The following is a 13916-nucleotide window of genomic DNA, read 5'->3' as shown; positions in this document are numbered from 1 at the left end:
AACCGTACGACAGCGTGGTTTCGGTCTGTCGTTCCGCTAGGGTCTTTCGGGCGACCGGACGACGAGCGCGAAGGGGCGCCATGATCGAGTTCGAGGACGTCACCAAGCAGTATCCGGACGGCACCGTCGCCGTCGACACCTTGTCCCTACGGATCCCGAGCAACCAGATCACCGTGTTCGTCGGCCCGTCCGGCTGCGGCAAGACCACCTCGCTGCGGATGATCAACCGGACGATCGAGCGCACCTCCGGGACGATCTCGATCGACGACTCCGACATCAACTCGCAGGACGCCGTGACGCTGCGGCGCGGGATCGGGTACGTGATCCAGAACGCCGGCCTGTTCCCGCACAAGACCGTGGTGGACAACATCGCGACGGTGCCGAAGCTGCTCGGCTGGGACAAGCGCAAGGCCCGCAGTACGGCGATGGAGCTGCTGGAACGCGTCGGCCTGGACCTGAAGATGGCCGGGCGGTACCCGGCCCAGCTGTCCGGTGGCCAGCAGCAACGAGTCGGCGTCGCCCGGGCGCTGGCGGCCGACCCGAAGATCATGCTGATGGACGAGCCGTTCAGCGCGGTCGACCCGATCGTCCGGCACCAGCTGCAGGAGGAACTGCTCCGGCTGCAGCGCGACATCGGCAAGACCATCGTGTTCGTCACGCACGACATCGACGAGGCGATCAAGCTCGGCGACAACGTCGCCGTACTGCAGGTCGGCGGGAAGCTCGCACAGTTCGCCCCGCCGGCCGAGTTGCTCGCGAACCCGGCCGACGACTTCGTCCGTGGCTTCGTCGGTCAGGACCGCGGTTACCGGGCGCTGACGTTCGTGCACGCGGACCAGCTGACCGTGCGGCCGCTGCCGGACGAGCTCGCGCTGACCGACGGCGTACCGGTCGGCTGGAAGAACGGCTCCGACGACCTGGAGCCGCTCGGCGCGGTCTTCAAGCGCGGCGACTCGCTGCGCGCGGCCCTGGACGCCGTACTGACGTCACCGAACGGACTGGGCGTGGTCGTCGACGACGAAGGCCGCGCGGTCGGCGTCGTCGACCAGGGCTCCGTGGCGGAAGTGCTCCGCTCATGACTGTATTGATGTCGCGACTCCGTCGCGACGGGTCATGGGGCTGTAACTCCCGGTCTTCCCTCGTCGCTCCGGTCGCTGCGCTCCCTCCGCTCCTCAGTCCAGACCGGGAGGCCCCATGACCTGGATAGGCAACAACCTCGGGCTGATCTGGGAGCAGTTGCGCGAGCACATCTACCTGGCGATCATCCCGGTGATCCTCGGGCTGATCATCTCGGTGCCCCTCGGGTACGTCGCGACGCGGTACTCGTGGCTGGCGAACCCGCTGGTCGCGTTCGGCGGGCTGCTGTACTCGCTGCCGTCGATCGCGCTGTTCATCGTGCTGCCCGCGATCCTCGGGACCAAGGTGCTGTCCTCGATCAACATCGTCGTGGCGCTGACCATCTACACCGTGTCGCTGCTGATCCGGAACGTGATCGACGGGCTCCGCTCCGTACCGCCCGACGTCCGGCAGTCCGCGATCGCGGTCGGGTACGGCTCGCTGCACCGGCTGGTCGCGGTAGACCTGCCGATCGCCATACCGGTCATCTTCACCGGGCTGCGGGTCGTCACGGTCGCGAACATCTCGATGGTGAGCGTCGGCGCGGTGATCGGCATCGGCGGCCTGGGCGAACTCTTCACGCTCGGCTTCCAGAAGGCGTTCCTGACCCCGGTGGTCGTCGGCGTCGTGCTCTCGCTGGCGCTCGCCCTGCTCGCGGACTTCGTACTGGTGACCCTGCAGCGGGTCCTGACTCCCTGGGCCCGGGTCGCGGCGCCGGTGGCGGAGGTGGCCTGACATGTGGCAGTACCTGACCGACTCGTACAACTGGTCCGGCAACGAGGGCATCTGGGCGCGGATCCTCGAGCACCTCTGGTACACGTTTGCCGCGCTCGGCCTGTCCGTCGTGATCGGGCTACCGATCGGCCTGCGGATCGGGCACACCCGGCGCGGGGCGTTCCTGGCGATCAACCTCGGCAACGCGGCGCGGGCGCTGCCGAGCCTCGGGTTGCTGATGCTCGCCGTACTGCTGACCAACCAGATCGGTTTCCTGCCGGTGCTGATCGCGCTGGTCGCGCTGGGCATCCCGCCGATCCTCGCCTCGACGTACGCCGGTATCTCGGGTGTCGATCCGGCGACGATCGACGCCGCGCGGGGGATGGGGATGACCGGACGCGAGATCCTGACCAAGGTGGAGATCCCGATCGCGATGCCGCTGATCATCTCCGGCGTCCGGAGCGCGACGCTGCAGATCGTGTCGACCGCGACGATCGCGGCGCTGGTGTCGCTCGGCGGCCTCGGGCGGTACGTGATCGACGGGCTGAAGCTGCGGGACTTCCCGCAGATGTTCAGCGGGGCGTTGCTGGTGGCGTTGATGGCGCTGCTGCTCGACGCGATGTTCGCGCTGATCGGGCGAATCACCGTCTCGCCTGGGCTGAAACTGGGCTAACTGTCCGTCGGACCTGATGAACTTGCCACATCCATCGGCACCGGTCGGTGGCTGAACGAGAACACTGGAGGCTCTCGTGTTGAGATCCACGCTCATCCGTACTGCGATCGCCGGGGTGGCGGTGCTCGGCCTGGCCGGCTGTGGGGGTGGGGGCAACCAGCTCGGCAACAACAACGCGGGGTCCTCGCCTGCACCGTCCAAGGTGACGAGCATCACCGTCGGGTCCGCCGACTTCTCCGAGAGCCAGCTGCTGGCGGAGATCTACGGCCAGGCGCTCGCCGCCAAGGGCATCGACGTGAAGAAGAAGCCGAACATCGGCAACCGCGAGACCTACATGGCCGCGATCAAGGACGGGTCCGTCGACCTGGTGCCGGAGTACACCGGTGCCTCGCTCGCGTACTTCGACAAGAACTCCACCGAGACCGACCCGCAGAAGGCGTACGACGCGCTGAAGAAGGCGCTGACGCCGGGCCTGGAGATCCTGGAGATGTCGCCGGCCGCCGACGAGGACACCATCGTGGTGACCAAGGCGACCGCAGACAAGTACAACCTGAAGTCGATCGCCGACCTGAAGGGCAAGAACCTGGTCGCCGGCGGCAGCTCCGAGTTCAAGGTCCGGACCGCCGGGCTGAAGGGCATGAAGGAGAAGTACGGCGTCGACTTCAAGGACTACAAGACGCTGGACGCGGGTGGCCCGCTGAGCATCAAGGCGCTGGGGGACAACACCATCCAGGTGACCGACCTGTTCACCACACAGGCCGTGATCAAGGACAAGGGCTGGGTCCAGCTGGAGGACCCGCAGCACATCCTGCCGCCGAACAACATCGTTCCGCTGATCCGGACCGATCACAAGGCCGGCGACGTCGCCACCACGCTGAACGCGGTCGACGCCAAGCTCACCACCGACGACCTGACCGCGCTGGTCAAGCGGATCGACGTCGGCAAGGAGAGCGCGGACGCGGTCGCCAAGGACTGGCTGTCGAAGAACCCAGTGTCCTGAGAGTCCTGACTTGAGCTTCGAATCCCTCTGGGCCGACCAGTCCGCCATCGGCCGCAGCCCCGAAACCGGCGGCTACACCCGCGGCGGCTACACCCCCACCGAACGCGAAGCGACGCACTGGTTCCTCGACCAGTGCGCCGCCCGCAACCTGAAGGTCGAGTCCGACCCCATCGGCAACCTGATCGCCTGGTGGGAACCGCCTGGCGCCCCGGCTGCACTCGCGGGCGGTGAGCACCGAGCCGGTGCCCCCTCTCCAACCCCGGGCGGGGAGCCGGCCGGAGGGCCGGCTGCCAGCCCGGGCATCGTGACCGGGAGTCATCTGGACTCGGTGATTGATGGTGGGGCGTTCGACGGGCCGCTTGGGGTGGTTTCCGCTCTGGCGGCTGTGGACAAGTTGCGGGCGGACGGGTTCGTGCCGGGCGTGCCCATTGGGATCGGGGCTTTTGTCGAGGAGGAGGGGTCGCGGTTCGGGATGCCCTGTTTGGGGTCCCGGATCGCGGCAGGGGTGCTGTCCGCGGAGAAGGCGCTGCAGCTGAAGGATCGCGCGGGAGTTGGGCTCGGGGAGGCGTTGGAGCAGGCTGGGATCGATCCGGCCGGCGTCGGGCCGTCGCCGCTCCTGCAGCGGATGGGGACGTTCGTCGAGCTGCACGTGGAGCAAGGGCGAGGCTTGACGGCGCCGGTGGGTGTCGCGAGCTCGATCTGGCCGCACGGGCGGTACCGGTTCACGTTCGGTGGTGAGGCCAACCACGCCGGTACGACCCTGATGGAGGACCGGCACGACCCGATGCTCACGTACGCGATGACCGCCCTGGCCGCGAACAAGCAGGCCCGCCTGGCCGGTGCCCGCGCGACGTTCGGCCGGGTGTCCGTCGAGCCGAACGGCACCAACGCCGTACCGTCCCAGGTCACCGCCTGGCTGGACGCCCGCGCCGCCGAAACCGCTACTCTCGAATCGTTGCTCGCGGCAATCACCAAGCAGGCCACCGAACGCGCCGAACGCGACGGTACGACGCTCGAGGTCACCGCCGAGTCGGTCTCGCCGATCGTCGACTTCCCGGCCGGCCTCCGCGACCGCCTGGTCGGCGTACTCGACGGCGCCCCGGTGCTGCCGACCGGCGCCGGGCACGACGCGGGCGTGTTCTCCGACGCCGGCATCCCGACCGCGATGCTGTTCGTCCGGAACCCGACCGGCGTCTCGCACTCCCCGGCCGAGTACGCGGAGCTGGACGACTGCCTCGCGGGCGTCGACGCGCTGGCCGCCGTACTGAGGGATCTCGCGAGGTGACGACGTACTGGTGCGAGACCGCCCTGCTCCCGAGTGGTCTCGCATCACGAGTGCTCCTCACGGTGGTCGGCGGCCGCTTCACCGCGGTTGAGTCCGGCGCGGACCCGGGCGACGCCACGGTCCTGAACGGCCTCGTCGTCCCCGGCCTCGCGAACTGCCACAGCCACGCGTTCCACCGCGCGCTCCGCGGCCGTACACAGACCGAGCGCGGCACGTTCTGGACCTGGCGCGAGCAGATGTACGCCGTCGCGGCCACGCTCACCCCCGACACGTACTACGAGCTCGCCCGCGCCGTGTACGGCGAGATGCTGCTCGCCGGGATCACCGCGGTCGGCGAGTTCCACTACCTGCACCACGCTCCCGGCGGCCGCCGGTACGACGACCCGAACGCGATGGGTACGGCGCTGATCGCGGCCGCGCGCGACGCCGGGATCCGGATCACGCTGCTCGACACCTGCTACGTTGCCGGCGGCATCGATCAGCCGCTCAACGAGGTACAGCAGCGGTTCAGCGACGGCGACGCGACCGCGTGGGCCTCCCGCGTCGCGCAGCTGAGCGGCGGCGACGACGTGGTGATCGGTGCCGCGGCGCATTCGGTCCGGGGCGTCCCGCAGGACCAGCTCGGCGCGGTCGCCTCGGCGTTCCCCGACGTACCGCTGCACATCCACCTGTCCGAACAGGTCGCCGAAAACGAGGCAAGCCTCGCGGCGTACGGGCGGACTCCGACCCAGGTCCTCGACGAGACCGGCTTCCTCAGCGGCCGGACGAGCGCCGTACACGCGACGCACCTGACCTCGGTCGACGTCGGCCTCCTCGGAAGCTCCGCGACGTACTCCTGCTTCTGCCCCACCACCGAACGCGACCTGGCCGACGGCATCGGCCCCTCGGTCCACCTCCGCGACGCAGGCTCGCCGTTGACGTTGGGCTCCGACAGCCACGCCGTGATCGACCTCTTCGAGGAGATGCGCGCGCTCGAACTGAACGAACGACTGGCCACCGAGCAACGCGGCCACTGGTCCGCGTCGGAGCTGTTGAAGGCGGCAACCGCCGACGGCCATCGGTCGATCGGCTTCCCCGACGCCGGCGCGATCGAGCCCGGCGCCCGCGCCGACCTGGTCGTGATCCGCCTCGACACAGTCCGCACCGCCGGCACCGGCGGCGCAACCGAAACCGCGGTCTTCGCCGCAACCGCCGCGGACGTGTCCGACGTCATCGCCTCAGGCAATCATCTGGTTGCTGATGGCAAGCACATTCGGATGGATGTGGCGGCCGAGCTGGCTGCTTCGATCGCGGCGGTGACCCGATGACGTCGCTCCTGCTCACCGGAATCAGCTCTCTGGTCACCAACGACCCCGCCCACGGCGGCCTCCTCGGGGAACTGCACGACGCCGCCCTCGTCATCGACGGCGGCAAGATCGCCTGGGTCGGCCAACGCCGCAACGCCCCGGCGACAGACGCCGCCACCGACCTCGGCGGCCGCGCGGTGATCCCTGGCTTCGTCGACTCGCACTCGCACCTCGTCTTCGCCGGCGACCGCGCCGAGGAGTTCGCCGCCCGGATGACCGGTACGCCGTACTCCGCCGGCGGCATCCGTACGACCGTCGCCGCCACCCGCGCCGCCTCCGACGAGCACCTGACTGCGAACGTGTCCCGCCTGGTCGCCGAGATGCGCCGCCAAGGCACCACCACGGTCGAGATCAAGTCCGGCTACGGCCTCACGGTCACCGACGAGGCCCGGGCGCTGCAGATCGCGTCCCAGTTCACCGACGAGACGACGTACCTCGGGGCCCACGTCGTGCCAGCCGAGTACGCCGACGACCCGGCCGGCTACGTGGACCTGGTCACCGGCCCCATGCTCGACGCTGCCGCGAAGCACTCGAAGTGGATCGACGTCTTCGTCGAACGCGGCGCCTTCGACGCCGACCAAGGCCGGGCGATCCTCCAGGCAGGCATCGCCCGCGGCCTCCAGCCCCGCGTCCACGCCAACCAGCTCGGCGAAGGCCCCGGCGTACAACTGGCCGTCGAGCTCGGCGCCGCGTCAGCCGACCACTGCACCCACCTGGCCGACGCCGACATCGACGCCCTGGCCTCCAGCGGCGTAGTAGCCGGCCTCCTGCCCGCGATCGAGTTCTCGACAAGATCGCCGTACCCCAACGCCCGCCGCCTCCTGGACGCCGGCGTCACCGTAGCCCTCGCCACCGACTGCAACCCCGGCTCCGGCTACTCCTCCTCAATGCCCTTCTGCATCGCCCTGGCAGTCCGCGAAATGCACATGACCCCCGCCGAGGCCCTCTGGTCCGCCACCGCCGGCGGCGCCACCTCCCTCCGCCGCCCCGACCTGGGCCACCTCACCCCAGGCGCCCCCGCGGACCTGGCCATCCTCGACGCCCCGTCGTACCTCCACCTCGCCTACCGCCCCGCCGTCCCGTTGATCACCCGCACCCTCGTCGCCGGCCGCGACACCTAGCCGGACCGCCAGGCCATCACAATCGGCCCGAGCCGGCCGCCTCAAGCGTGGCCGTGCGCGAATCCGATCCGTTGTGATGGCCTGGGGATCCGGCGATCGCGTCGCGGATCGCCTGGAGCACCCACTCCGGGTCGAACATCACGTCCTCCCAGGAGAACCGGAGGAGCCGCCAGCCGCGCACTGTGAGGCTGACGTGCCTGCGACAGTCGCGAGCGAGCGCCGCACGGGTCCCGTGGTACGCGAAGCCGTCGGCCTCGACCGCGATCATCAGCGCCGGGTTGGCAAGGTCGATCCGGGAGGAGAAGGTGCCGTCGCGCACCACGACCTGTGGCTCGAACCCGAGGATGCCCGCCTCGATCAGGATCGCGCGGAGCACCGATTCGAGCGGGGACTCGGCCCGGCCATCCGCGGCGGCCGCCACCTGCCTCGCCCTGCGGCAGCCTGGTCCGCTCAGGTTGGCGGCGGCGACCATGAGCTGGGAGCGGTCCAGTACCCGTCCGCGGAGCGCGGAGTCGGCAATCGTGAGGCCGGCCGCGAACGGCAGAGTTCGTGCGCAGTCCAGAACCGTCTGAAGCTTGCTGGTGCAGGTGCCGTCGGACGGCAGGTCGTCGGCCCAGTGCAGCACACAGCTCACCGGGCTCAGCCGCCGGTGCTGGCCGCGGGGAACGGTGATCTGGGGCTTGTCCGGCAGTTCCAGTACGTCGAATCCGTGGAGCACGGCAGCGCTGAGATGCGACACCAGCCCACCCTGGGCGCGAGCGGCAGTGATCGGGTCGGGCGCAGCAGGCAGGGCGTAGACGCCCTTGGCGATCCGGCGAATCGATCCGGTGGCCAGAGCTGCGCGAATTGCGCGACCGGACACGACGGCGCGCAGTTGCCCGAACGTCGCCGTGCCCTCGCGCCGCAGCAGTACGTCGACGACCTCGGGCATGGGTTCATCGTGGCGCACCGGCCGAGGCCGCGGCGGTGGTTATCCACAGGCGGACCGCCAGGCCATCACAATCGACGGGCCGACCACCTCCGCACGCTCAGCCTGCCCGCGGCCGCTCAATTGTGATGGCCTGGCGGTCCGGAAAACCGGATGCGGAGGGCACGGCAGCCGCGAGACCGTGGGGTCATGGACACGAGAGCACGGTTGCAGGCGGCGTTTCGCTGGCGGGGCGATCGAGGGGCGTGAAGGGACTGCGCGGACGTCACCGGGTGGTGGCGGGACGGTGAGCTGTTGCGGGAGCTTGGGCCGGCGTTGGCGGGGTTGTATGGCGAGGTGCCGACGGTGGTGCTTGGGCCGGTGTCGCGGGGGTCGTTGGTGGGGGCTCTGACCGCGGCGGCGCTGCACGTCGGGTTTGTGGAGATGCGGAAGGAGGCGGGGGCCGGGGTCGACAGTGAGCGGTGGGTGCGGCGTACGGGTGGGCCGGACTATCGGGATCGGCAGCAGGTGTTCGGGTTTCCGCGGCGGTTGGTACGGGCGGGGGATCGGGTGCTGATGGTCGACGATTGGGTCGAGACCGGGGCGACGGCGCGGGTGGCTCGGGGGTTGGTCGAGGACTGTGGGGCGCGGTGGATCGGGGTGGCCTGTGTCGTCGACGGGTTGAGCGAGTCGCGGTTGCGGCACGAGTTGCCGGTGCGGGGGTTGCTCGACGTGCGGCAGCTTTAGAGCTCCTTGGACAGGAGTGCGGTGGAGGTGCCGTTGGCGAGGCGTTGGTTGGCGACCTCGTGGTAGCCGCGGGAGGTGTGGAAGGTCAGCCCGGCGGAGTCGAGGGAGTCGGAGCGGACCCGGGCGACAGCGCGGTCGAAGGGCTTGGCGGCCCGCTCGATCGCGTTGTAGACCGTCGAGGCGATGCCCTGGCGGCGGTGTTCGGGGTCGACGACGATCCGCTCGATGTACAGGAAGCGGTCGGCGTAGGTCTGGGTGAACCACCCGAACTCGAGACCGTCGTACGCCGACCCGGGGGTGAAGGTGAGGACGAAACCGGCGGGCCGGTCGTCCACGTCGACCACGACGGCGTGGGCGGCGATCAGGCGGAGCCAGTCCAGGCGGTCCGGGCCGAGTGGTTGGACCAGACCCTCCGCAGCGGAGTTGAGCGCAAGTACCGCGACGAAGTCGGCGGCGGTCATCGGGCGGAGTCTCACCGGCACACCATCCCATGGATAACCCTTGCTGAGGCAGGGGCAGTTTCGGCGGGCCCCTGGCCCGACCCTGACCTGAACCCGGAAAATCGGGCCTCCCCTTGGGAATGACCTGGGCGGTGTGCAATGTTGAGTCCAGTGAACTCAAGTTTGTCGCGTCACGGATTTGAACCGAGGCGGACGAACGGGCAACATTGAGTCTGTATCACTCAAGTCCGGGGGTCTCGGGGGTCGTTCCCCGGACTCACACAGTGTGGAGGTAAAGCATGGCCCGCGCGGTCGGAATCGATCTCGGTACGACGAACTCCGTCATCGCCGTACTGGAAGGTGGCGAGCCCACCGTCATCCCCAACGCCGAGGGAGCGCGCACGACGCCCTCGGTCGTCGCCTTCGCCAAGAACGGCGAGGTCCTGGTCGGCGAGGTGGCGAAGCGCCAGGCCACCACGAACGTCGACCGCACCATCCGCTCCGTCAAGCGCCACATGGGCGAAAACTGGAGCGTCGACATCGACGGCAAGAAGTTCACCCCGCAGCAGATCAGCGCGTTCGTGCTGCAGAAGCTGAAGCGGGACGCCGAGGCGTACCTCGGGGAGCAGGTCACGGACGCGGTCATCACCGTGCCGGCCTACTTCTCCGACGCGCAGCGCCAGGCGACCAAGGAGGCCGGCGAGATCGCGGGCCTGAAGGTGCACCGGATCGTCAACGAGCCGACCGCGGCCGCGCTCGCGTACGGCCTGGACAAGGGCACCGAGCAGACCATCCTGGTCTTCGACCTGGGTGGCGGTACGTTCGACGTCTCGCTGCTGGAGATCGGCGACGGTGTCTTCGAGGTGAAGGCGACCAGCGGCGACAACCACCTCGGTGGTGACGACTGGGACAACCGGATCGTCCAGTGGCTGGTGACCCAGTTCAAGAACAAGAACGGCACCGACCTGTCCGGCGACAAGATGGCCATGCAGCGGCTCAACGAGGCCGCCGAGAAGGCCAAGATCGAGCTGTCCAGCGCGGCCGAGACCACCATCCACCTGCCGTACCTGAGCCTCACCGACTCGGGCCCGCTGCACCTGGAGGAGAAGCTCTCCCGCGCCGAGTTCCAGAAGCTGACCAACGACCTGCTGGAGCGCGCCCGCGCCCCGTTCAAGGCCGTCATCAAGGACGCCGGTATCGACGTGTCGAAGATCGACCACGTGATCCTGGTCGGCGGCTCGACCCGGATGCCCGCGGTGGCCGACCTGGTCAAGGAACTGACCGGCGGCAAGGACCCGAACAAGGGCGTCAACCCGGACGAAGTCGTAGCCGTCGGAGCGTCGCTTCAAGCCGGTGTGCTGAAGGGTGAGGTCAAGGACGTCCTGCTGCTCGACGTGACCCCGCTGAGCCTCGGTATCGAGACCAAGGGCGGCGTGTTCACCAAGATCATCGAGCGGAACACCACGATCCCGACCAAGGGCTCGGAGATCTTCACCACGGCGGAGGACAACCAGCCGTCGGTGATGATCCAGGTGTACCAGGGCGAGCGTGAGATGGCCCGGGACAACAAGTCGCTCGGCAACTTCGAGCTGACCGGCCTGCCGCCGGCGCCGCGGAACGTGCCGCAGATCGAGGTCACCTTCGACATCGACGCGAACGGCATCGTGCACGTGAACGCCAAGGACCTTGCCACCGGCAAGGAGCAGCGGATGACGGTGACCGGTGGCTCCGCGCTGCCGAAGACCGACATCGACCAGATGGTCCGCGACGCCGAGCAGTACGCCGAGGAGGACCGCAAGCGCCGCGAGGCGGTGGAGAACCGCAACCAGGCGGAGTCGCTGGTCTACCAGACCGAGAAGTTCCTCCAGGAGAACGAGGACAAGATTCCGGACGACGTCAAGACCGAGGTCAAGGACGGCGTCGCCGAGCTGAAGAAGGCCCTCGAGGGTGACGACGCCGACGCGGTCAAGGCCGCTTCGGAGAAGCTCGCCCAGTCCAGCCAGAAGATGGGTGCCGCGATGTACGCGAACGCCCAGGCCGCCGGCGGCCAGGCCGACGACAGCGCCACGTCCGAGGACGCGAGCTCGAGCAGCAACGACGACGACGTCGTGGACGCCGAGATCGTGGACGAGGACCGGCCGCAGGACAAGACGGAGGACAAGTGACGGATCGACCGACCGGCAGCGAGTTCGGCGACGGCGAGCCCGTCGTCCGGGACAAGCGCCGGATCGACCCGGAAACCGGCAAGCTGCGGGAGCCCTCGGACGGGGCTTCCGCGGCCGGCGGCCCTGGTGGACAGCAGCCGCCGCGGGACCCGTCGGACCTGGTCGGTCCGTCCGCGCAGGAGGCCCTGCTGACCGAGGCGCTCGCGGAGCGTACGGCGGACCTGCAGCGGCTGCAGGCCGAGTACGTGAACTACAAGCGCCGCGTGGACCGGGACCGCGAGGCGGCCCGGGAGCTGGTGGTCGGCACGGTGCTCACCGAGCTGCTCGGGATCCTGGACGACATCGGCCGGGCCCGCGAGGCCGGTGAGCTGGAGGGCGCCTTCAAGGCGGTCGCCGAGTCGCTGGAGCGGGTCACCGAGAAGCTCGGCCTGGTGCGGTTCGGCGAGAAGGGCGACCCCTTCGACCCGCGGATCCACGAGGCCTTGCTGCACAACTATTCCGACGACGTCGACGGCCCGACCGCGACGATGATCATGCAACCGGGCTACCGGCTCGGCGAGCGGATCCTGCGGGCGGCCCGGGTGGCCGTGTCGGAGCCGACGGAACAACTGCCGGCCGACGCCGCCAAGGCCGACGTACCGGTGGAGAACATTGATGACGACAAGGCCGCGGACGAGTCCGCGGAGTAATCGGCACGACGGGAGGGGAGGCGCCAGATGAGCACGAAGGACTGGATCGAGAAGGACTTCTACAAGGTTCTCGGCGTCTCCAAGACCGCCGAGCCCGACGAGATCAAGAAGGCCTACCGCAAGCTGGCGCGGCAGTACCACCCGGACTCGAACGCCGGGGACACCAAGGCGGAGGCCAAGTTCAAGGAGGTCTCCGAGGCGTACGACGTGGTCGGGGACCCGAAGAAGCGCAAGGAGTACGACGAGGCCCGCCGGCTGTTCGGCAGCGGTGGCTTCCGGATGCCGAGTGGTAGCGGTCAGGGCGGGGGGTTCGACTTCAACGTCGGCGACCTGTTCAACCGTGGCGGCGGGCAGAGCACCGGCGGCGGGCTGGGCGACATCCTGGGCGGCATGTTCGGCGGTGGTGGCCGGACCACGACCACCACGACGGCCCGTCCGCGGCGCGGCCAGGACATCGAGACCGAGGCGACGATCGAGTTCGCCGAGGCCGTGAACGGTGTCACGGTCGGGCTCCGGATGACCAGCGACGAGCCGTGCCCGACCTGCCGGGGGACCGGAGCGAAGTACGGCACGGTGCCGAAGGTCTGCCTGAAGTGCGAGGGCACCGGCATGCAGACCTCGGTGCAGGGCGGCGTGTTCGCGATGACCGAGCCGTGCACCGAGTGCAAGGGCCGCGGTCTGGTCGTCGACCAGCCGTGCGAGACCTGCCACGGCTCCGGCCGCGGGCAGTCGAGCAAGACCATGCAGGTCCGCATCCCGGCGGGCGTGCAGGACGGTCAGCGGATCCGGCTGAAGGGCAAGGGTGCGGCCGGCGAGCGCGGCGGCCCGGCGGGCGACCTGTACGTGACAGTGCACGTCAAGGCGCACCGGATCTTCGGCCGGCAGGGTGAGCACCTGACCCTGAACGTCCCGGTGAGTTTCACCGAGGCGGCGCTGGGCGCGGAGATCAAGGTCCCGACGCTGGACGGCCTCCCGGTCACGGTCCGGATCCCGGCCGGTACGGCGAACGGCAGCAAGCTGCGCGTCCGCGGTAAGGGTTCGGTACGCCGGGACGGGACGAAGGGCGACCTGATGCTCACCCTCGAGGTGCAGGTGCCGCACGAGTTGACCGACGAGCAGAAGGAAAAGCTGCAGGAGTTCAACTCCGCGTCCGACCATCCTGATCTGCGGGCCGGGTTGTTCGGGAGCTCGTGATGGGCATCCCGTTCAGCCAGGTGCCGACCTGGGACGACCGCACCCCGATCTACGTGATCTCGGTGGCGGCCCAGCTGGCCGGCATGCACCCGCAGACGTTGCGCCAGTACGACCGGCTCGGCCTGGTGGTGCCGAGCCGGGCGTCCGGCCGCGGCCGGCGGTATTCGGCGTACGACGTGGCCAGGCTGAGGTACGTGCAGCACCTCAGTCAGGAGGAAGGCGTCAACCTCGCGGGAATTCGGCACGTTCTCGCGCTACAGTCCGAAGTGGAGGACCTGCGCAAGCGGGTCAACCAGCTACTGGCAGAGGTCCAGCGCGGTGTCGGCGTCTCGCGACGTCCCGCCGCCAGCCGGGTCTTCTCCGCCGGCCCCGCGGGCGACGTGATCGCCATGGGCCGGCAGCAGACGACCACCCGGTGGATCCGCACCCAGCCTCTGGAACTCGGCCCGCGCTGATCCCCCGCACAACAAAGCCACCGGAGACGTTCCGAAACCCACCCCTCGGCGTCTCCGGACCCGG

At 69.3% G+C, this 13916-nt stretch carries 14 protein-coding genes; 12 read left to right on the top strand and 2 right to left on the bottom strand.

Annotated features, from left to right (window positions below; all coding sequences use genetic code 11):
- Nucleotides 1-80: 80 nt before the first annotated feature.
- From JOF29_RS22330 to hutI, 7 genes are all read left to right on the top strand, one after another.
- Nucleotides 81-1079: an ABC transporter ATP-binding protein gene (locus JOF29_RS22330; protein WP_209696435.1), complete on the top strand. Its 999-nt coding sequence runs from the start codon at nucleotides 81-83 to the stop codon at nucleotides 1077-1079.
- A gap of 115 nt (nucleotides 1080-1194) precedes the next feature.
- Nucleotides 1195-1851 carry an ABC transporter permease gene (locus tag JOF29_RS22325; protein ID WP_209696434.1) on the top strand — a complete coding sequence of 219 codons (657 nt, stop codon included), beginning with the start codon at nucleotides 1195-1197 and terminating at the stop codon, nucleotides 1849-1851.
- A gap of 1 nt (nucleotide 1852) precedes the next feature.
- The gene (locus JOF29_RS22320) at nucleotides 1853-2503 is read left to right on the top strand and encodes an ABC transporter permease (RefSeq protein WP_209696433.1); all 651 of its coding nucleotides are present in this window, start codon (nucleotides 1853-1855) and stop codon (nucleotides 2501-2503) included.
- 76 nt (nucleotides 2504-2579) lie between these two features.
- On the top strand, nucleotides 2580-3503 hold the full coding sequence (locus tag JOF29_RS22315; RefSeq protein WP_209696432.1) for an ABC transporter substrate-binding protein: 924 nt from the start codon (nucleotides 2580-2582) through the stop codon (nucleotides 3501-3503).
- Between the two features lie 10 nt (nucleotides 3504-3513).
- Nucleotides 3514-4788: an allantoate amidohydrolase gene (locus tag JOF29_RS22310; RefSeq protein ID WP_209696431.1), complete on the top strand. Its 1275-nt coding sequence runs from the start codon at nucleotides 3514-3516 to the stop codon at nucleotides 4786-4788.
- On the top strand, nucleotides 4785-6095 hold the full coding sequence (locus JOF29_RS22305; RefSeq protein WP_209696430.1) for a formimidoylglutamate deiminase: 1311 nt from the start codon (nucleotides 4785-4787) through the stop codon (nucleotides 6093-6095). Before JOF29_RS22310 ends, JOF29_RS22305 begins: the two co-directional genes overlap by 4 nt.
- The gene (gene hutI, locus JOF29_RS22300; protein ID WP_209696429.1) at nucleotides 6092-7255 is read left to right on the top strand and encodes an imidazolonepropionase; all 1164 of its coding nucleotides are present in this window, start codon (nucleotides 6092-6094) and stop codon (nucleotides 7253-7255) included. The genes JOF29_RS22305 and hutI overlap by 4 nt, the downstream gene beginning before the upstream one ends.
- A 16-nt stretch (nucleotides 7256-7271) precedes the next feature.
- On the opposite strand, the gene JOF29_RS22295 is transcribed toward hutI, so the two are convergent.
- Nucleotides 7272-8186 carry a PDDEXK-like endonuclease domain-containing protein gene (locus JOF29_RS22295; RefSeq protein ID WP_209696428.1) on the bottom strand — a complete coding sequence of 305 codons (915 nt, stop codon included), beginning with the start codon at nucleotides 8184-8186 and terminating at the stop codon, nucleotides 7272-7274.
- Nucleotides 8187-8519: 333 nt separating this feature from the next.
- Here JOF29_RS22295 and JOF29_RS22290 point away from each other — a divergent pair, with 333 nt between their 5' ends.
- Entirely contained in the window at nucleotides 8520-8909 is a 390-nt protein-coding gene (locus JOF29_RS22290) for a phosphoribosyltransferase family protein (RefSeq protein WP_307863989.1), read from the top strand.
- Here JOF29_RS22290 and JOF29_RS22285 read toward each other — a convergent pair.
- Nucleotides 8906-9385: a GNAT family N-acetyltransferase gene (locus tag JOF29_RS22285; RefSeq protein WP_307863602.1), complete on the bottom strand. Its 480-nt coding sequence runs from the start codon at nucleotides 9383-9385 to the stop codon at nucleotides 8906-8908. The two genes, JOF29_RS22290 and JOF29_RS22285, sit on opposite strands and share 4 nt — an antisense overlap.
- 263 nt (nucleotides 9386-9648) lie before the next feature.
- On the opposite strand from JOF29_RS22285, the gene dnaK reads away from it, so the two are divergent.
- The 4 genes from dnaK to JOF29_RS22265 are packed head-to-tail and all read left to right on the top strand — an operon-like array spanning nucleotide 9649 to nucleotide 13852.
- The gene (gene dnaK, locus JOF29_RS22280) at nucleotides 9649-11514 is read left to right on the top strand and encodes a molecular chaperone DnaK (RefSeq protein ID WP_209696427.1); all 1866 of its coding nucleotides are present in this window, start codon (nucleotides 9649-9651) and stop codon (nucleotides 11512-11514) included.
- Nucleotides 11511-12203, top strand: coding sequence for a nucleotide exchange factor GrpE (grpE, locus tag JOF29_RS22275; RefSeq protein ID WP_307863601.1), 693 nt, complete (start codon nucleotides 11511-11513; stop codon nucleotides 12201-12203). Before dnaK ends, grpE begins: the two co-directional genes overlap by 4 nt.
- 27 nt (nucleotides 12204-12230) lie before the next feature.
- Entirely contained in the window at nucleotides 12231-13397 is a 1167-nt protein-coding gene (dnaJ, locus tag JOF29_RS22270; protein ID WP_209696426.1) for a molecular chaperone DnaJ, read from the top strand.
- Nucleotides 13397-13852: a heat shock protein transcriptional repressor HspR gene (locus JOF29_RS22265; protein ID WP_209696425.1), complete on the top strand. Its 456-nt coding sequence runs from the start codon at nucleotides 13397-13399 to the stop codon at nucleotides 13850-13852. Before dnaJ ends, JOF29_RS22265 begins: the two co-directional genes overlap by 1 nt.
- The last annotated feature ends 64 nt before the right edge of the window (nucleotides 13853-13916 follow it).

It is taken from the genome of Kribbella aluminosa (assembly GCF_017876295.1).
Taxonomy (GTDB): Bacteria; Actinomycetota; Actinomycetes; order Propionibacteriales; family Kribbellaceae; genus Kribbella; species Kribbella aluminosa.
This window is presented reverse-complemented; position numbering and strand designations above follow the sequence as displayed.